General features: G+C 59.0%; 12 protein-coding genes. 1 reads left to right on the plus strand and 11 read right to left on the minus strand.

What is annotated here, in order from left to right; all coding sequences use genetic code 11:
- The first annotated feature begins 107 nt into the window (after window positions 1-107).
- A complete protein-coding gene (locus tag ACIQAL_RS00200) occupies window positions 108-2,672 on the plus strand; it encodes a PepSY domain-containing protein (RefSeq protein WP_401142350.1) in 2,565 nt (854 codons plus the stop codon).
- A 297-nt stretch (window positions 2,673-2,969) separates the two neighbouring features.
- Here ACIQAL_RS00200 and ACIQAL_RS00205 read toward each other — a convergent pair whose 3' ends face one another.
- The 11 genes from ACIQAL_RS00205 to ACIQAL_RS00255 form a co-directional block, all read right to left on the minus strand.
- Window positions 2,970-3,944, minus strand: coding sequence for a peptide ABC transporter ATP-binding protein (locus ACIQAL_RS00205; RefSeq protein ID WP_401141213.1), 975 nt, complete (start codon window positions 3,942-3,944; stop codon window positions 2,970-2,972).
- The gene (locus tag ACIQAL_RS00210) at window positions 3,944-4,912 is read right to left on the minus strand and encodes an ABC transporter ATP-binding protein (RefSeq protein ID WP_401141216.1); all 969 of its coding nucleotides are present in this window, start codon (window positions 4,910-4,912) and stop codon (window positions 3,944-3,946) included. The genes ACIQAL_RS00205 and ACIQAL_RS00210 overlap by 1 nt, the downstream gene beginning before the upstream one ends.
- A 10-nt stretch (window positions 4,913-4,922) precedes the next feature.
- Window positions 4,923-5,834 carry an ABC transporter permease subunit gene (locus tag ACIQAL_RS00215; protein ID WP_166593750.1) on the minus strand — a complete coding sequence of 304 codons (912 nt, stop codon included), beginning with the start codon at window positions 5,832-5,834 and terminating at the stop codon, window positions 4,923-4,925.
- A gap of 11 nt (window positions 5,835-5,845) precedes the next feature.
- Complete coding sequence (locus tag ACIQAL_RS00220) at window positions 5,846-6,856, minus strand: ABC transporter permease subunit (protein ID WP_166593749.1); 1,011 nt, start codon at window positions 6,854-6,856, stop codon at window positions 5,846-5,848.
- Between the two features lie 75 nt (window positions 6,857-6,931).
- Entirely contained in the window at window positions 6,932-8,500 is a 1,569-nt protein-coding gene (locus ACIQAL_RS00225; RefSeq protein WP_401142353.1) for an ABC transporter substrate-binding protein, read from the minus strand.
- Between the two features lie 148 nt (window positions 8,501-8,648).
- Window positions 8,649-10,031, minus strand: coding sequence for an OprD family porin (locus tag ACIQAL_RS00230; RefSeq protein WP_401141219.1), 1,383 nt, complete (start codon window positions 10,029-10,031; stop codon window positions 8,649-8,651).
- A 156-nt stretch (window positions 10,032-10,187) separates the two neighbouring features.
- Entirely contained in the window at window positions 10,188-11,789 is a 1,602-nt protein-coding gene (locus ACIQAL_RS00235; protein ID WP_401141222.1) for an ABC transporter substrate-binding protein, read from the minus strand.
- 338 nt (window positions 11,790-12,127) lie between these two features.
- Window positions 12,128-13,759 (minus strand): ABC transporter substrate-binding protein, encoded by a 1,632-nt coding sequence (locus tag ACIQAL_RS00240; RefSeq protein ID WP_401141224.1) that lies wholly within the window; start codon window positions 13,757-13,759, stop codon window positions 12,128-12,130.
- 284 nt (window positions 13,760-14,043) lie between these two features.
- Window positions 14,044-15,642, minus strand: a complete 1,599-nt coding sequence (locus ACIQAL_RS00245; RefSeq protein WP_401141226.1) for an ABC transporter substrate-binding protein — start codon at window positions 15,640-15,642, stop codon at window positions 14,044-14,046.
- A 140-nt stretch (window positions 15,643-15,782) separates the two neighbouring features.
- Complete coding sequence (locus ACIQAL_RS00250; protein WP_401141228.1) at window positions 15,783-17,924, minus strand: HET-C-related protein; 2,142 nt, start codon at window positions 17,922-17,924, stop codon at window positions 15,783-15,785.
- 93 nt (window positions 17,925-18,017) lie between these two features.
- Window positions 18,018-19,574, minus strand: coding sequence for an HET-C-related protein (locus tag ACIQAL_RS00255; protein ID WP_401141229.1), 1,557 nt, complete (start codon window positions 19,572-19,574; stop codon window positions 18,018-18,020).
- Window positions 19,575-19,771 lie beyond the last annotated feature (197 nt).

The raw sequence follows: 19,771 nt of genomic DNA on the forward strand, positions 1-19,771 counted from the left end.
TTTTGTGTCGAGTCTGAAACCGAACAAAGAATCAGCCACGCATGAGAATGCATTCCGTTTGTGCGCATAATGCGCGTTGCAGCGGGTTATCGAGGTGATTGAGGGTGTTGAAGAAGGTCCTGTTTCAAGTGCATTGGTTCTTCGGAATCACGGCGGGCCTGGTGTTGGCTCTGATGGGCATCACCGGGGCGCTGTATTCCTTTCAAGAGGAAATCATCGATGCGCTCAATCCCGACACGCTGTTCGTTCAGCCGGGCGAACATCGCCTGTCGCTGGCCGAGATGGTCAGCAAGGTCGAAGCACAGGGCCATGACACGGTCTCGATGTTTCGTATCGAAACCGAGGGCAATCGGGTCGCTCAGGTCTGGTTCAAACCCGCCCCCGGCGAACGTCGTGGTGTGATGCACAACTTCGACCCCTTCACCGGCGCGTTCAAGGAAGACGCGGTCGGTCAGGATTTCTTCGGTTTCATCCTCAATCTGCACCGCTTCCTGGCCGCCGGTGAATACGGCAAGCAAGTCACCGCCGCGTGCACACTGATCCTGCTGTTCTTCTGCCTGTCCGGCTTGTACCTGCGTTGGCCTCGCCAAGCGTTGAACTGGCGCGTCTGGCTGACGCTGGACTGGGCTAAGAAGGGGCGCAGTTTCAATTGGGACTTGCACTCGGTGTTCGGCACCTGGTGCCTGATTGTTTACCTGCTGCTGGCAATCACGGGCCTCAACTGGTCCTACGACTGGGTCAGCAATGGCCTGAACACACTCATCGGCGACCCTCCCGTGGCCGGCGAACAGCGCCGTGGCGGGGGAGGGCCGCGACCTGGGCCGGGCCCGAAAGACGCGACACCTGTCGATGCTCCGGCGCCGGACTACGCTGCCATGTGGGACACGATCCAAAAAGCGGCTGGCCCGGACCTGAAGACTTACAACCTGCGCATGCCTCAGGCGCCGGGTCAGATGGCAACGGTCTTCTACCTTCTCAAAACAGCGCCGCATCCGCGTGCGCTGAACCAGATCACCCTTGACCCGGTAACCGGCCAACTGAAAGCCAACACGCGCTACACCGACAAGGGCTATGGCGCGCAGCTGTTGGTGAGCAACTATGCGCTGCACACGGGCAGTTACTGGGGCCTGACCGGGCGCCTCGTCATCACTCTTGCTGCGCTGATGATGCCGCTGTTTTTCATCACCGGCTGGTTGTTGTATCTCGACCGACGTCGCAAGAAGCGTGACATCCGCAATGCTCGGGGCGAGGTCGGTGTATCGACACCTGGCGCTTATGGCAGTCAAGGCCCGGCGTGGCTGATTGGCTTCGCCAGCCAGAGCGGTTTCGCCGAGCAATTGGCGTGGCAGACGGCGGGGCAATTGCAGTCGGCGGGTTTGCCGGTACGCGTCCAGCGTCTCGCAGACGTGACGGAGCAGGACCTGAATCAAAGTCGCAACGCCTTGTTCGTGGTCAGTACGTTCGGCGACGGGGAGGCGCCAGACAGCGCACGGGGGTTCGAGCGCAAGTTGTTGGGTCGCCCGCTGAACCTGGAAAACCTCAACTACGCAGTCCTGGGATTGGGGGATCGTCAATATCAACATTTCTGCGGGTTCGCTCAGCGCCTGCACGACTGGTTGACCGAACGTGGCGGCAACACGTTGTTTGCCCCCGTTGAGGTGGATAGCGGCGACAGCGCGGCCCTGCAACATTGGCAGCAACAGTTGGGAGAGCTGACCGGCTCGACACCGGCCAACGCGTGGACAGCGCCGGAGTACGAAAATTGGGTGCTGGCGCAACGGGATTGGCTGAACCCTGGCAGCGTTGGTTCGAAGGTGTTTCTGCTCGGTCTGATTTCAGCTTCCGACACGCGGTGGCAGGCCGGTGATCTGATCGAAGTGTTGCCACGCAACGCACCCTTGGCGGTCGAGCGATTTCTGGCCGGGTTGGGCATCGCGGCGGACACGCCGGTCACGGTCGATGGTTTGAATGAAACGCTGGCGCAGGCGTTGAGCAGCCGTCAGTTGCCTGCCAACCGCAGCCATTTGGTCGGACTGCACGCGCAGGCGCTGGTCGACGCGCTGGTGCCGTTGGCCATGCGCGAATACTCGATTGCGTCGATCCCCGAAGAGGGCTCACTGCAACTGATCGTTCGTCAAGAGATTCATTCTGACGGCAGCCTTGGCTTGGGTTCCGGCTGGCTCACCGAGCACGCGGCCGTCGGTGATGCGATCAGTCTGCGGGTCCGTCGCAACAGTGGTTTCCACTTGCCAGCCGAGTCGGTCCCCATGATTCTGATCGGCAACGGAACAGGGCTGGCGGGGCTGCGCAGTTTGCTCAAGGCCCGCATTGCCCAAGGCGAACCGCGCAACTGGCTGCTGTTTGGCGAGCGTCATCTGGCTCACGATTTCCATTGTGGCGACGAGCTGAACGGCTGGCTGGCGTCGGGTGATCTGGCGCGGCTGGACCTGGCGTTTTCCCGTGATCAGGCGCAGAAGGTCTACGTGCAGGATCGCCTGCGGGAAGCCGCCGACGAGCTGCGCGTCTGGCTGGCCGAGGGCGCCGCGATTTACATTTGCGGCAGTCTGGAAGGCATGGCGACGGGCGTGGATGAGACGTTGAAGGCGTTGTTGGGAGAGCAGGCGGTTCAGGCGCTGATCGAACAGGGGCGCTATCGCCGGGACGTTTACTAGGGGGGGTAGCGGTTTTCAGAGGGTGGATGGCGTACAGAGATTTTCCGTGCGCCTTGGATCTCCTGTGGGAGCGAATTCATTCTGGGCAGCATCCGACGAGGGGCGAGTACATCCGACACATCTCCAGCGTTCAAAGCATCTTTCGCGAATAAATTCGCTCCCACAGGGACAGTGGCGCTGACGAGAAAATGGGGGCTCAGCTGAATCTCCTGTGGGCCCGGTGTGCGTATCGAGGATGAGTGCCAAGCAGCCACAAAAAAGCCCCGCCGAAGCGGGGCTTTTCAGTTCAGGCGTCGATCACGCCACGAACTGTTCCGCATAGTGGCAAGCCACTTGACGGTTATCCACGGTGCGCAGTTCCGGAACTTCGGTGCTGCAGCGTTCGGTCGCGTACGGGCAGCGCTTGTGGAAGGCGCAGCCTGATGGCGGGTTGAGCGGGTTGGGCAGTTCGCCGACGATCTTGATCTTCGGCTTCAGCGGGTCCGGGTGAATTGTCGGAGTCGCCGATAACAGCGCCTGAGTGTACGGGTGCAGAGGGCGGTTATAAATCTCCTCCTTCGGCCCCATCTCGGCAGGACGACCCAAGTACATCACCAGCACCGTGTCCGCCACATGCCGCACCACCGCGAGGTTGTGGGAGATGAACACGTAACCGGTGTTGAATTCCTGCTGCAAATCCATGAACAGGTTCAGCACTTGTGCCTGAATCGACACGTCCAGCGCTGACGTCGGTTCGTCTGCCACCAGCACTTTCGGTTGCAGCATCATCGCGCGCGCCAGGGCGATACGCTGACGTTGACCGCCCGAGAACATGTGCGGGTAGCGCTGGTAATGCTCAGGGCGCAGACCGACCTGCTTCATCATCGCCTGCACTTTCTCGCGGCGTTCGGCCGCCGACAGCTTGGTGTTGATCAGCAGCGGCTCGCCCAGTTGATCGCCGATTTTCTGGCGTGGGTTCAGCGAGGCGTACGGGCTTTGGAACACCATCTGCACGTCTTTGCGCAGTTGCTTGCGTTGCTCCTTGGTCGCGCCGTTGACTTCCTGCCCGGCGATTTTCAACGAGCCCGATGAAGGCTCTTCGATCAGCGTCAGGGCGCGGGCGAGGGTGGATTTGCCGCAGCCGGATTCACCGACCACCGCCAGCGTCTTGCCGGCTTCCAGTTCGAACGACACGCCGTTGAGGGCGCGCACGGTGGCGTGGGGTTTGAAGAAACCCTGGGATACATCGTAGTGACGGGTGAGGTCACGGGCGGTCAATACGATTTCGCTCATTACGCCACCTCCTGATTCAGCGGGTAGAAGCAGCGGGCGAGGCTGTTGGCTTTAGGGTCCAGCGCAGGGCGCTGTTGGCGGCAGGTCTCTTGAACGTACGGGCAGCGCGGCGACAGCAGGCAGCCGCTCGGACGGTCGTAACGGCCAGGGACGATGCCCGGCAGCGTCGAGAGGCGCGCGGCGCCCATGCTGTGTTCGGGAATCGCGGCCAGCAGGGCTTCGCTGTACGGGTGCGCAGGCACGTCGAACAGACCAGGCACCTGACCGACTTCCACCGCTTGCCCTGCATACATCACGCACACACGCTGCGCGGTTTCGGCCACAACGGCGAGGTCGTGAGTAATGAGCACCAGGCCCATGTCCTGCTCTTTTTGCAGAGCCAGCAACAGGTCCATGATCTGGGCCTGAATGGTCACGTCGAGCGCAGTGGTCGGTTCGTCGGCGATCAGCAGTTTCGGTTCCCCGGCAATCGCCATGGCAATCGCGACACGTTGACTCATACCGCCCGAGAGTTGGTGCGGGTAAGCCTCCAGACGCTGTGCGGCGCCCGGGATTTCAACCTTTTGCAGCAGCTCCAGCGCACGTTGGCGCGCAGCGCGGCCCGTCATACCGAGGTGGGCGCGCAGCACTTCCTCGATCTGGAAACCCACGGTGTAGCTGGGGTTCAGCGCGGTCATCGGGTCCTGGAAGACCATCGACAGGTCTTTGCCGACGATCTGCCGACGCTGGCGCGGGCTCAACTTGAGCATGTCCTTGCCGTCGAAAATCAGGGAGTCGGCGGTGACGATGCCGGGGTGATCGATCAGGCCCATCAGCGCCATCATGGTCACGGATTTGCCCGAGCCGGATTCGCCCACAATGGCCAACACTTCGCCCTTGTCCACGGCCAGGTCCAGGCCGTCGACGACCGGGGTCGCGGTCGCGTCACCGAAGCGAACGTTGAGGTTTTTGATTTCTAAAAGTGGCATTCGGACGTCCTCAGGCGGCGTTCTTGAGTTTCGGGTCCAGCGCATCGCGCAGACCGTCGCCCATCAGGTTGATTGCCAGCACGCTGAGCAAAATGGTCAGACCCGGAAGGCTCACCACCCACCAGGCGCGTTCGATGTAGTCGCGGGCCGAAGCGAGCATGGTGCCCCACTCAGGCGTTGGCGGTTGTACACCCAGACCGAGGAAGCCCAACGCCGCAGCGTCGAGAATCGCCGAGGAAAAACTCAAGGTCGCCTGAACGATCAGCGGTGCCATGCAGTTCGGCAGCACGGTGATGAACATCAGGCGCGGCAGGGTCGCGCCAGCCAAACGGGCAGCGGTCACGTAGTCGCGGTTCAGCTCACCCATGACAGCAGCACGGGTCAGACGCACGTAGGACGGCAGCGAAACGATGGCGATGGCGATCACGGTGTTGATCAGGCCAGGGCCGAGGATCGCGACAATGGCAACAGCCAGCAGCAGCGATGGCAGGGCGAGCATGATGTCCATCAGGCGCATGATGGTCGGGCCGAGGATTCTCGGGAAGAAACCGGCCAGCAGGCCCATGAGGATCCCCGGAATCAGCGACATCACCACCGACGACAGACCGATCAGCAGCGACAGGCGCGAACCCTGAATCAGACGCGACAGCAGGTCGCGACCCAGTTCATCGGTGCCCAGCAGGAATCGCCATTGACCACCTTCCAGCCAGACCGGTGGGGTCAGCAGGAAGTCACGGTATTGCTCGCTCGGATCGTGAGGGGCCACCCAGGGCGCGAACAGGGCGCAGAAAACGATCAGCAGCATGAACGCCAGGCCCGCGACGGCGCCTTTGTTCTTTGAGAAATGCTGCCAGAACTCTTTGTAAACGGACGGGTAGAGCAGGCTTTGATCGACTGCTACTACGGGAGTAGGTGTGCTCATAAAAAGTGATCTCAGCGCTGGTGACGAATGCGTGGGTTGGCAAAGCCGTAGAGGATGTCCACCACGAAGTTGACCAGAATCACCAGGCAGGCGATTAACAGGATGCCGTTCTGCACGACAGGGTAGTCACGGGCGCCAATGGCTTCGATCAACCATTTGCCGATACCCGGCCAGGAGAAGATCGTTTCGGTCAGCACTGCACCGGCGAGCAGCGTGCCCACTTGCAGGCCGAACACGGTCAGAACAGGGATCAGCGCGTTGCGCAGGCCGTGGACGAACACCACGCGGGCAGGCGACAGGCCTTTGGCGCGGGCCGTACGCACGTAGTCTTCGCGCAGCACTTCGAGCATCGAGGAGCGGGTCATCCGGGCGATCACCGCCAGCGGAATGGTGCCCAGCACGATGGCCGGCAGGATCAGGTGACGCAGGGCGTCGATGAACGAGCCTTCTTCATCGCTGAGCAGGGTGTCGATCAGCATGAAGCCGGTTTTCGGCGGAATGTCGTACAGCAGGTCGATACGTCCCGATACCGGGGTCCAGCCCAGCGATACCGAGAAGAACATGATCAGGATCAGGCCCCACCAGAAGATCGGCATCGAGTACCCCGCCAGGGAGATACCCATCACTCCATGATCGAACAGGGACCCTCGTCGCAAGGCCGCGATGACACCGGCCAGAAGCCCGATGATGCCAGCGAATATCAGCGCCGCAATCGACAGTTCCAGCGTCGCCGGGAACAGCGAAGTGAATTCGGTCCACACGCTCGTGCGCGTCCGCAGCGATTCGCCGAGGTCGCCATGGGCGAGCTTGCCGACGTAATCGATGTATTGCGCATAAAGGGGCTTGTTCAGGCCAAGACGTTCCATGGCTTGGGCGTGCATTTCCGGATCGACCCGGCGTTCACCCATCATGACTTCGACCGGGTCGCCCGGAATCAGGCGAATCAGTGCGAAGGTCAGCAAGGTGATGCCGAAGAAGGTGGGTATCAGTAACCCCACTCGGCGAGCGATAAAACTAAACATCTTCTCGTGTACCTCATCTGCCGGTTAGGCGTGTTCCGGCGGGGTTCATTGTTGCGAACCCGCCGGATTCTTCTTCTACTTCACCTGGGTGGTGGCGAAGTTATTAGTGGTCAGAGGGCTAATGTGATAACCCTCAACGTTCTTGCGCATTGCGGTGAACATCTTGGTGTGCGCCATGCTGATCCATGGCTGATCCTGATTGAAGATCACTTGTGCCTGCTCATAGAGCGCAGCACGTTCGGCCGGGTCGGTTTTTTCCCGTGCCTGATCGATCAGGGTCTGGAACTTCTCATTGCACCAGCGGGCGTAGTTTTCGCCGTTTTTGGCGGCTTCGCAGCTGAGGTTCGGCGTCAGGAAGTTATCAGGGTCGCCATTGTCGCCTGCCCAGCCCGCCGACACCATGTCGTGCTCGCCGTTTTTGGCACGTTTGAGCATTTCGCCCCATTCCATGACGCGAATATCTAACTTAATGCCGACTTTCGCCAAATCCGACTGCATCATCTGCGCGCCCAGCATCGGGTTCGGGTTGGTTGGACCGCCACCGTTGCGCGTGAACAGGGTCAGCACCGTGCCGCCCGGGACGCCTGCTTCCTTAAGCAAGGCACGTGCCTTGTCCAGATCGTGGGCCGGATTCTTCAAGGTTTTGTTGTAGCCCAGCAGGGTGTCCGGGTACGGGTTGACCCCGACCGTGGCATTGCCCTTGCCGAACAACGCGTTGACGTAGGCTTCCTTGTCGAAGGCGATGTCGATGGCCTTACGCACCCGCACGTCGCTCATGTACTTGTGGGTGGTGTTCATCGCGATGTAGGAGGTGGTCATCGCGTTCAGCTCGTCGACCTTCAGGTTCGCGTCGTTCTTGATGCTCGGAATGTCATCTGGCTTGGGGTACAGCGCGACCTGACACTCGTTGGCCTTGAGCTTTTGCAGGCGCACGTTGTTGTCGGTGGCGATGGCCAGAATCAGGGTGTCCGCTGGCGGTTTGCCACGGAAGTAATCCGGGTTGGCCTTGAAACGCACCTGTGCATCCTTGGCGTAGCGCTGGAATACAAACGGGCCGGTGCCGATCGGCTGGCTGTTCAGGCCTTCTAGCTTGTTGCTCTTGAGCAGTTGATCGGCGTATTCGGCCGAGTAGATCGAGGAGAAGGCCATGGCAACGTCCGCCAGGAACGGTGCTTCACGGCGAGTCAGGGTGAATTTGACGGTGTTGTCGTCAACCTTCTCGACGTTCTTCAGCAGGTCTTTGAAGCCCATGCTTTCGAAGTACGGGAAACCCACGGTCGATTGTTTGTGCCACGGATGGTTCGGGTCCAACTGGCGTTGGAAGCTCCAGACCACGTCGTCGGCATTCATGTCGCGCGTCGGTTTGAAGTAATCGGTGGTGTGGAACTTGACGCCTTTGCGCAGGTGGAACGTGTAATTGAGGCCGTCGTCGCTGATTTCCCACGACTCGGCCAGGGCCGGCTGGATGTCAGTGGAGCCGGGCTTGAAGTCCACCAGACGGTTGTAAATGGTTTCCGCCGCAGCGTCAGCGGTGACGGCGGTGGTGTACAGCGCAATGTCAAACCCTTCCGGGCTGGCTTCGGTGCAGACCACAAGAGGCTTGGCCTGAACGCCGACCGCGGCGCTGAGCAGTGTCATTCCCATTGCCAGTGCGACTGCGTTGCGCAATGTTGCGAGTTTGAATGTCGATTTCAAGAAAACGCCCTCCGCAAGTGATGAAGCCATTACTCAGTGGGTGTTTCGGGGCATTAAGTTCTGTATGAACCTTGCCCCGAAACTGCCCAGCGGTTGATTAAAGGATGTTGAACGGGATGGTGGTCACCAGACGGAACTCGTTGATGTTGCCGTCAGCCTGGTTCGCACTCGCGCGGTGGGTGGTGTACGTGCCGCGCATGGTCGAGGCCTTCAGCGGACCGGACTGCAGGGTGTACGACGCGCCGACGCCGTATTCGTAGTGAGTTTCGCCGTCCATGCTGCGAACGTCATACGCGGTGCCCTTGTAGTGCGTACCGTCGATGTCGAAACCGCGGGCTTGATAGACGTTGAACTTCAGGCCTGGCACGCCGTAGTCGGCCATGTTCAGCAGGTAGCTCAGTTGCACCGACTTCTCGTTCGGTCCGTTGAAGTCCGAGAGCAGGGAGTTGGCGAGGAAGATGGCGTTGCTGTCATGCACGTAGTCGAAGTAGGTGTCACCCTCGACTTCCTGATAGGCGATGCTGAAGCTGTGCGCCTTGTGGGTCGCGGTCAACGACAGGGAGTAGGTGTCGTTGTCGATCGGGCCCATTTTCTTCGAGCCGGAATCTTTGGTTTTGTAGTAGTTCAGGTTGGTGCTCAGGCCCAGGACGTCGGTGTCGCCCAGCTCGTGCAGGAACGAGAAATAGTACTGGTGCCAGAAATCCTGGACGTTCGAAGCGTAGAAGCTGGTCGTCAGGCTTTTGAACGGCTTGTAGTCGACACCGGCCATGTCCACGCGGTCGGCTTCGATGTTCGCGTTGGCGGTGTACTCGGAGCGGAACTTGGTCAGGCTCTGCTCGGAACGCGGTGAGACGCGGTCGAAGCTGCCAGCGGTGAACGACAGGTTGTTGAATTCTTCGCTGAGGATGCTCACACCTTCGAAGCTCGACGGCAGCGCACGGTTACCGATGTAGGCCAGTACCGGCGTGTTCAACGACTGGCGGCCGGCGGTCAGCGTGGTGTTGGAGACGCGTGCCTTGATGTTGCCCAGGCCCAGCTTGCTCCACTGGCCAACGGGGTCGCCGTTGTTCTTGGTCAACGTGCGGTTGGCGCCGCCCATCAGGTCATCCTTGTCACGGTCCAACGCAACGGCGTTGTAGACCGCCATCTGCGTGGCGAACCCGACGGTGCCCTGAGTGAAGCCCGAGCTGTAGTCAACGATGGTGCCTTGCACCCAGTTGATACGACGTGGGTCGCGATCGACCACGACGCCGTTCTCGCTGCGGCTGAAATTGCCGCCGCGACGCAGCAGTTCATTGGCGTACCAGTTCTTGGTCGAACCGGTGATTTTCGAGTCTTCCAGAAAGCCTTTGGCTTCGCTCTGGGCGTTGGTGGTGGCCAGTGTCGTCGGGACGAATTCCTGACTGGTTGGCTCTGCCTGGGCCGCGACGCTCAAGGCGAGGGCGGAGAGGGCGAATACAGCGGTGCTGGCTTTTTTCACGTGTTGAAGCTCCCTTTTACATCTTTTATAGAGGCCGGTTTTTATGGAGGACCGGCTTTGATGAAGCGGCCTTGTGGGCCTTTTTTCGCTCGTTCCGCGGATTGCGGATAAAGCAGTGCCAAAGGCGAACATTCACCTCTGGCACAGTTGCTCGGGTTAGTCGGCGATGCTGACGCCGGAGAAGTTGTTGCGATTGAACGGACTGACCTGAAACCCCTGAACGTTTTTACGCAACGGCTGAATGACCGTGGAGTGAGCGATCGGCGTGATCGGCACCTGGCTCTTGAGGTAGTGCTGGGCTTGCTTGTAGAGGTCGATGCGCTGGTTTTTGTCCGCCGTGGACACGGCCGACTTGATCAATGCGTCGTACTTCTCATCGCACCACATCGAGTAGTTGTTACCGCCAATGGAGGCGCAGCTGTACAGCGTGCCCATCCAGTTGTCTGGGTCACCGTTGTCGCCGGTCCAGCCGATCAGCGAGATGTCGTGCTCGCCGTTCTTGCTGCGCTTGAGGTACTCGCCCCACTCGTAGCTGACGATGGTGGCCTTGATGCCCACTTTGGCCCAGTCAGCCTGAAGCATTTGCGCCATCAGCTTGGCGTTCGGGTTATAGGGCCGCTGCACGGGCATGGCCCAGAGGGTGAGTTCAGTGCCTTCCTTGACACCGGCAGCGCGTAACAGCTCGCGGGCTTTTTCCGGGTTGTAGGGCGCGTCCTTGACGGTTTCATCGTAGGACCACTGGGTCGGCGGCATGGCGTTCTGCGCCAGTTGGCCGGCACCCTGGTACACCGCGTCGATGATCGCCTTCTTGTCCACCGCCATGTCCAGCGCCTGACGAACCTGCAGGTTGTCCAGCGGCGCATGACGCACGTTATAGGCGATGTAACCGAGGTTGAAGCCGGGTTTCTCGATCACCTGAAGATTTTTGTCTGCCTTGATCGACTCGACGTCGGCGGGGCGCGGATTGAGTGTCACCTGACACTCGTTTTTCTTGAGCTTCTGCACACGCACCGAGGCATCGGTATTGATGGCGAAGATCAATTGATCGATCTTCACGCGGCTCGGGTCCCAGAAGTGTTTATTGGCGACGTAGCGAATTTGCGAATCTTTCTGATAGCGCTGGAATGCAAACGGGCCTGTACCAATGGGCGAATTATTGATCTCGCGAGCATTACCCGATGCCATCAGTTTGTCAGCATATTCAGCCGACAGAATGGAGGCGAAGTTCATTGCAATGTTTTGAATGAAAGCCGCGTCCACTTTGTTCAGTGTGAATACGACCGTCATGGTGTCAGTCTTTTCCACTGACTTGATGTTCTTGTCCAGGCCCATGCTGGTGAAGTACGGGAACTCCGTCGGGTAGGCGACGCGGAAGGGATGGTCCTTCTGCAACATTCGATTGAACGTGAACAGCACGTCGTCGGCATTGAAGTCGCGGGTCGGCGTGAACAGCTTGTTGCTGTGGAATTTCACGCCCGGACGCAGATGGAACGTGTAAGTCAGGCCATCGGGCGATATATCCCAGCTCGCCGCAAGCGCAGGCACCACGCTGGTCTCGCCGCGTTCGAACTCGGCGAGGCGGTTGTAGATCGGCTCGGCGGCGTCGTTGTCAGTGCCCGACGTGTATTGGGCGATGTCGAAACCGGCGGGGCTGCCTTCCGAACAAAACACCAGACTCTTGGTAGCCGCTTGAACGGTTGGAATAGTGGCTAATAGCCCAGCAGTGATTAACGAGGACACAACAATGTTTTTACGCATGACAATCCTTATCGTCTGGGGCGTGTATCACTTTTGATGATGCGGAAAATTCCGGGGCAATCGTTCGCGCAAATGGAATTGTCCGATCAGATAAACCGACCGACGGGAAAACGATAACTATCAGGTACGGGAACTCAGAACGGTATGTCCGTCCGGCCGCACAGTAAATACTTCAGACTTCTTCAATGTTTGTAGGAAAAGTGCATATCGTTAGTAGGTAATTTCTTTCAGCTTCAACTTACTCGTCTAACGATATTCATTTTCGTTTCTGAATCTCGCACATAACGACACGGTCGCGTTACCCGAAGGCAACGCGACCGTGGAGTCATTGAGAGGTATTACTTACCGCTGACGCTCACGCCGTAGAACGAGTTCAGACCGAATGGGCTGATCTTGAAGTCCTGAACTTCTTTACGCATCGGCTGGTAAACAGTCGAGTGCGCAATAGGGGTCATAGGGACTGCGGCCTTGAGCAAGTGCTGAGCCTGTTTGTAAAGCTCGGTGCGCTTGGACTGGTCGGTGGTTTCCTTGGCCTGGTGGATCAGCTTGTCGAAGCCGTCCTTGTCGCACCATTTGGCAAAGTTGTTACCGTTGACCGCGTCGCAACCGAACAGGGTGCCCAGCCAGTTATCCGGGTCACCGTTGTCGCCGCTCCAGCCAATCAGCATCGCGCCGTTTTCGCCGTTTTTAGCGCGCTTGATGTACTCGCCCCACTCGTAGGAAACGATCTTGGCGTTGATGCCGATCTTCTTCCAGTCGTTCTGGAGCATTTCAGCCATCAGCTTGGCGTTCGGGTTGTACGGACGCTGAACCGGCATCGCCCACAGGGTGATTTCGGTGCCGTCGGCCACGCCTGCCTTTTTCAGCAGTTCCTTGGCCTTGGCGACGTCGTACGGCGCGTCTTTGATAGTGGTGTCGTAAGACCACTGGGTCGGCGGCATGGCGTTCACCGCCAGTTGGCCTGCACCCTGGTACACGGCGTCGATGATGGCTTTCTTGTCGACCGCCATGTCCAGCGCCTGACGCACTTCCAGTTTGGCCAGTGGGTTAGGTTTGGACTCGCCTTTGATTTCCGGCATCACGTTGTAGGCAATGTAGCCCAGGTTGAAGCCCGCCTGATCAGGCATCTTCAGCGCAGGATCGTCTTTCAACGGCTTCAGGTCGGCTGGCCGCGGATAAGCGGTGATCTGGCATTCGCCTTTCTTCAGCTTCTGAGCGCGAACCGAGGCGTCGGTGGTGATGGCGAAAATCAGGTTGTCGACTTTGACGTCTTCAGGCTTCCAGTAGTCCTTGTTTCCGGTGAAACGGATGTTGGAGTCTTTCTGGTAGCTCTTGAACACGAACGGGCCAGTGCCGATCGGCTTCTGGTTGATGTCTTCCGGCTTGCCTTCCTTGAGCAGTTGAGCGGCGTATTCAGCGGACTGAATGGACGCGAAGCTCATGGCCAGGTTCTGGATGAACGCGGCGTCGACCACGCCCAGGGTCATCTTGACGGTGTGATCGTCGACTTTCTCGATCTTGGTGATGTTGGTGTCCATCGCCATGTCGGTGAAGTACGGGAATTCAGTCGGGTACGCCTTACGGAACGGATCGTCCTTGTTGATCATGCGGTTGAACGTGAACAGCACGTCATCGGCATTGAAGGTACGGGTCGGTTTGAAGTATGGCGTGGTGTGGAACTTGACACCTTCACGCAGGTGGAAGGTGTAAGTCAGGCCGTCCGGGGACACGTCCCAGCTAGTGGCCAGGCCTGGAATGACGGCGGTGCCGCCGCGTTCGAACTGGCTCAGACGGTTGAAAACGGTCTCGGCCGAAGCGTCGAAGTCGGTGCCGGTGGTGTACTGACCTGGGTCGAAACCAGCGGGGCTGCCTTCGGAGCAGAACACCAGGTTCGATGCTGCTTGAGCGAAGGGAGCGCTGGCGATCAAACCTGCGCCGAGGAGAAACGGAATGACCGCTTTTTTGAGCATGGTGGCCTCAGTTGTTGTCATTTTTTAGTTGAGGGTACGACCTTATGGGTCGGTCCCGCGGATACTTATGCAGGCGCCATACCCAAAGCAAGATGCTGGCGCCAAACAAGTGTCAAAGAGTGGCACGAACGTACACGAATGTCGCAAAAGTATAATTTTTGACGCGGTTGAACGTTTGCGTGTCGCATATCGGCATCTTTGTTGCGCGATTCTGGTGCATCGTGCCGTGGCAAATGCACCCGAATGTCCCGCAAGTGTTACTTCGCTGTTGATATGCGATGGTGCTATTTGGCCACGCTCACCCCATAAAAGGGCGTCAGGCCAAACGGGCTGAGTTTGAAGTCCTGCACCTCCTTGCGCATGGGCTGAAACACTTTGGAATTGGCGATTGGCGTAATCGGCACGTCGTTTTTCAGGATGTTCTGCGCCTGTAGATACAGCTTGATTCGCTCGTCGCGGTTGCTGGTCAGCTTGGCCTGGGTCACCAGTTTGTCGTAACTCGGGTTGCACCATTTGGCGTAGTTGCTGCCTTTCACCGCCGCACAGCTATAGAGCACGCCGAGCCAGTTGTCCGGGTCACCGTTGTCACCTGTCCAACCATAGATCATCACGTCGTGTTCGCCAGCCTTGGCGCGCTTGATGTACTCGCCCCATTCGTAACTGACAATGTTGGCCTTGATGCCGATCTTCGCCCAGTCGGACTGAATCATCTGCGCTGACATCCGTGCGTTCGGGTTGGACGCGCGTTGCACGGTCATGGCCCACAGATTGACCTGCGTGCCCGGCGCGACGCCTGCTTCCTTGAGCAGTTGTTTTGCCTTGTCCGGGTTGTAAGGCGCGTCCTTGATGTTCGGGTCATAACCCCATTGCGCAGGCGGCAGCGCATTTTGCGCCAGTTGACCGGCCCCTTGGTACACCGCCTTGATGATCGCCGGCTTGTCGATGGCCATGTCCAGCGCCTGACGCACCTTGAGTTGATCCAACGGCGGATGGGTCACGTTGTACGCGAGAAACCCGAGGTTGAAGCCGGGTTGGCTCAGCACTTTCAGGTTCGGGTCCTTCTGCGCTTCCTCGATGTCCTGTGGCCGCGGATAGCCGCTGATCTGGCATTCGCCGGTCTTGAGCTTCTGCAAGCGAGTGGCCGCGTCGGTGTTGATCGAGAAGATCAGGTTGTCGAGCTTCACGTCCTCCGGCTTCCAGTAATCCTTGTTGCCGGTAAAGCGGATTTGCGCGTCTTTCTGGTAACGCTTGAACACGAAAGGACCGGTGCCGATAGGCTTCTGGTTGATCTCTTCGGCCTTGCCTTCCTTGAGCAACTGCGCGGCGTATTCAGCGGACTGAATCGAGGCGAAGCTCATGGCCAGGTTCTGGATGAACGCGGCGTCGATGTTGTTCAGGTGAAATTTGACGGTGTAGTCGTCAACCTTCTCCACCTGCTTGATAGTCTTGTTCATGTCCATGTCGGTGAAGTACGGCGACTCGGACGGGTAAGCCTTGCGAAACGGGTCGTCGGCATTGAGCAACCGATTGAAGGTGAACAGCACGTCGTCGACGTTGAAGTCCCGCGTCGGCTTGAAGTAGTCCGTGGTGTGGAATTTCACCCCTGCGCGCAGATGAAACGTGTAGGTGCGGCCATCCTCGGAAACGTCCCATTTTGTTGCCAGGCCTGGCTCGACTTCCGTACCGCCGCGCTTGAACTGGGTCAGGCGGTTGAACACGGTTTCAGCCGATGCATCGAACTCCGTACCGCTGGTGTACTGGCTGGGATCGAAGCCGGCGGGGCTGGCTTCGGAGCAATAGACCAAAGTGCTGGCGGCGTGCACAGACGGCACGCACAACGCCACGGCGGCAGCCAGAAACAGCGGTTTGAAGGTTTTCTCCATGTGAACCTCATGCAAGTGCGGCATTCATGCCGGAATCATCGACGGATGATAGACCGCGCAGAATGCCGCAGCGTTGAGCGCTCCTACAAGAAAACCGTTAGACCGTTTTGATCAGTCATTTGGGTATAAGAAGGAGGATTTCAGAGCCGTTTGAAAAACGCGATGAAGTGTTCAGCCAAGTATTCAAGGGTCGACTTTCCTTGGTGCGTCAGCTGCCCAAACGCACGTTGCGTCGCCTGCTCAAGGCTCTCCTGCACGGTCTCCATTTCAGTCTTCGAGGCCGCCCGACGAATTCGGTGTTCGTTACGCGCCGCCCAGTTGCGTATGGACCCGTCGAACACGGAGTACGTGTCATTGGGGTGAATGAAGTAAGAGGAGGCCACGATGACGGGGTTGGGCCCGTCCGGCCCCTCTTTCCAGCGCTGGATCATCGCTTTGGCGACGTCTCGAATCGCGATTGAGGCCAGCATGGCGGCCAGTTCATGAAGAGGATGTTCGGAATGATCCTTGGACAGCTGGGTGTGGGTCGGGTCGACAGAGGCATCCATGTTCGGGTCTGAACCCGAGATTGTCTGGATGTCGTCGAGCCGGTTGGCGATCAGCGTGATCACTGACGCGAACATTGAGAGAAACGCGCTGCCTATCAGGCGTGCCGGAATGCTCGTCACCCAAACGAGCAGTTCGACCCACTCGCCCCCAGGCGTAGCGGCCAGTTCGTCACGCAACGTGAGATAGGTATCGAACGCCGCAAGCTCCTGATGCCGCTCGCTTTCCTTCAGCAGAATGAGGACCAGTTTTTCGTTGTCCGAGCGATAGCCGGGCTCGCTGGGCGTAAAGCGCCAGTCGATCGTTGGCTTCAGCAATTTCGCAAACGCGGTCACGAGACTGGCAAACGCGTCGATAGAGCCAAAGGTGCCCGTCACGATCGGGTATCCGTTCCGGCACTGGCCGGGTGCGGTCCATGGCAATACGTCATGGCCCTGTTTGATCAGACCCAGCTCCACGTAGTTGGTGTGGGCAAAAAAATCTTCGAGGATGTGCAACGCCGAACCGAATCGACGAAGACCTTCCTCGGTTCGTCCCAGCGCCATGGCGGCTTCGAGGTCTTCACGCATGGTGTCCATGGAGCGCTGGATATAGCGCTTCATCGACTCGTCGTAATCGACTTCCAGCAGTTCGTCTTCAGGGAACACCCACGGCTCGAAGTCGGGATCGTAGGGCGAGTCTTCGGGTGGCGTGGTGTCGACTTTCGGATTGTCGATGTGCTCGCTGGGTCGATAGACACCCAATATCTCCGGGGTGACGGTAAAGGCTTCCGGGTTTCGGACACGGGCAGCGTTGAATTTGCGCGCTGCCAGCACGTCGACCATTTGCGTCAGCGCCTCTCGACCCGCTACGGATGGGAAATCGGGGGGCGAATCGGCGGCACGCACCAGCTTTGGGTCCACGACCTGCGAGTAGTCCCGCAGCCAATTGCCAAACGTGACTGATTGCATCTCCTCAGGCGTAAAGCCCAGTTCCTCCAGGATCTTTTCAATCGACTCATGGGTATGGTGATGCGCGCTGCCGGCCCCGGCTCCAAAGCGTGCGCTGGGTGCGTGGGGTGCTGGCGGCGCGTCACCGTCGGAGATATCCGTGTGCCCGGCATGGGTGCCAGTGATCTTCGCGATGATGTTCCGGAACGACGTCCGGATGTGCGCATCTTCCTGGTCGGCGGTGGAGTAGTTGCCGATCCGGACATCGTCTCGACGCGGCGGCGATATCTCGGCCATCGAGAGGGTGTAAGAGGGCCTGTTTTCATCCGTCAGATCGGGCATCGGGTTATCGGTGGTGCCGGATAAAGCCGGGACCAAATCGTTGCGCACGATGTTATGCAGATGGTGCTCGAACGCCTCGAGTAACGTCGCAGCCAGTTCCCAGGCCTGAGCAGGGTCGTCAATAGCGCGGATTAGCGGGCCGACGTGCAGACGAATGATGCGATCCGAGTGATCGTATACAGCGGCTTGCGGGCCGTCCGTGACCAGCTCGATAGGAGGAGGCTGGACGTTGCCGGCCAGCACTTCCTCGCGCAAGGCGTTGTAGATCGTGGGCGGGAGGTCGTAGCCGAAAACCGGAACCAGCGCGAGCGTAAACCCAGCGAGATCTCCTCGGCGCGCGGCCTGCGAAATCTGCTGGTAGGCAAAGCTGCTGCGAAATGCCGTGGGTATCCTGTCTTCGTTCATGGCAAGCCAGGCATCGTAATCGCCGTCATCGGTCGGCGCAGTGTCGATAGGGAGGTTCATCCTTGATCCTTGAGATAAAGAGGTGATGCCCTGAGCGTCATGACGAAGCAATATGACGAACCAATGCCTGCCATGACGCTCAGCGCGGGACGGTTATTCCTTGACGAGGCTCAGAAGCGCCTGGCCCCATTGCGTATTGGACAGGAGCGTCATGAAGGCCTGTTCGGCATATCCTTGAAAGCCGGTGGGGAGTTCGTCCTGACTGTTGAACAGGTAATCGAGGAACTGCTCGCTGTCGTGGATCATTTGGTCATGGATGCTCGTCAGTTCAGCGACGGCCTGTTGATGAACCTGATCCAGATCGGACTTGGATTCGGCGCGCTTGATTTGCTCAGGGTGCTCGGCTGCCCAGGCTTCGACGATTGCGTCTTGCCATTCAGAGTCTTCCGGATGGCAAAAGAAAGACGATGCGACGGCGACAGGGTCTGCGTCAGGATTGCCTTCCCAGTGATCGATGATCGCCTGAGCCACTTGGCGGACGGCCTCGGTCGCGAGGCGCGCCGTAAGGTCGTGAAGGGGATGTTCGGCGTGGTCTTTCGACAACTGCGAATGCGAGGGCTCAACGCCAGGGTCGGTGTTGGGGTCGCTGCCCAGCGCCAACTGCGCATCGTCGACGCTGTTGCCGATCCAGGTCAGCACGCTCTGCGCGGCGGTGTTGTACGCATTGAGCACAATGCCCGCCGGGGTTGCGAGCAACCAGCGATAGAAGCGAACCGTGTCGATGCCTGCTTTCTGAGCCAGCACCACCATTTGATCCCTGGCGGAAAGCAGAGCGTTGAATGCGCGGTAGTAATCCTGATCGGGGTGTTCGCTCAGCATGATGAGCATGACTTTGTCGCGGTCCGACCGGTATTCCACCTGGGTCAGTTCGAACTCCAGCTCTTTGGTCGAGTAGAGGATGCGCCCCAATGGGGAAGCCAGACTCGCGATGATGTCACTGCCGCCGAAGGTGCCGGTCACCAGCGCCAGCGCGTGGGTGGCTTCCACCGGAGTGGTCCACGGCAGCACATCCTTGTGACCGGCCTTGATCAGCGCAAGCTCAGCGAAGTTCGAGTGGGCGAACAAGTCTTCGACCACATGCAGGGCGGCGCCGAATGAACGCAGGCCTTTGAGCGAGCGCTTGCCAAACTTCGCCACTTCCAGCTGTTGATTCATGTAATCGATGGCACTGGAGATGTAGCGTTTCATCGAGGTGTCAGGGTTGACGTCCAGAACCGGATCGCCCGGCAGCACCCATGGCTGGAAGTCGGGGTCGCGCACCGTTGGATCAGGGAACGGAGGGTCGATCGCGAGTGGATTGTCGATGTGTTCGGCGGGTACGTAGACACCGAGTTTGGCAGTGGTGACCTTCATGTGATTAGGGTTGCCTTCCCGCAGCTCCTGAAATTTCTTCACGGCGAGGACGTCCACCAGATCGGTCCACGCCTGACGCGACAGGACGGTTGGAAACTCTTTGGGCATGTCGGGAGCGCGGACGAGTTTGGGGTCGATGACCTGGGAGTAGTCGCGCAGCCAGTTACCGAAGTAGGTCGCTTGTCTTTCTCCACTGTGAAAGCCGAGTTCTTCCAGGACCGCTTCGATGCTCTGATGAGTGTGGCCGTGGGCGTCTTCGCTGCCGGCTTCGAAGCGGAGTGTAGGCTTGAAATCCATGAGGGGTTCTTCCTTGAAAAGTTCGTTGCGCCTGGCATCGCCTCGTTGGCGAGAACGAGCCTTTCAATGCGCAAACAGTCATTGGTGTCGCAGGTCCGATTTTAGAGCAGGCGAGTTTTTTATAAATCGGACGGGTTATCGCTTCGCGTAGGAGGGGACGTCAAAGAGGCGAGGAAGGTGTTCGCGAGGAGGGGAGA

Source organism: Pseudomonas sp. NPDC088368, from assembly GCF_044753445.1.
GTDB lineage: Bacteria > Pseudomonadota > Gammaproteobacteria > Pseudomonadales > Pseudomonadaceae > Aquipseudomonas > Aquipseudomonas bambusae.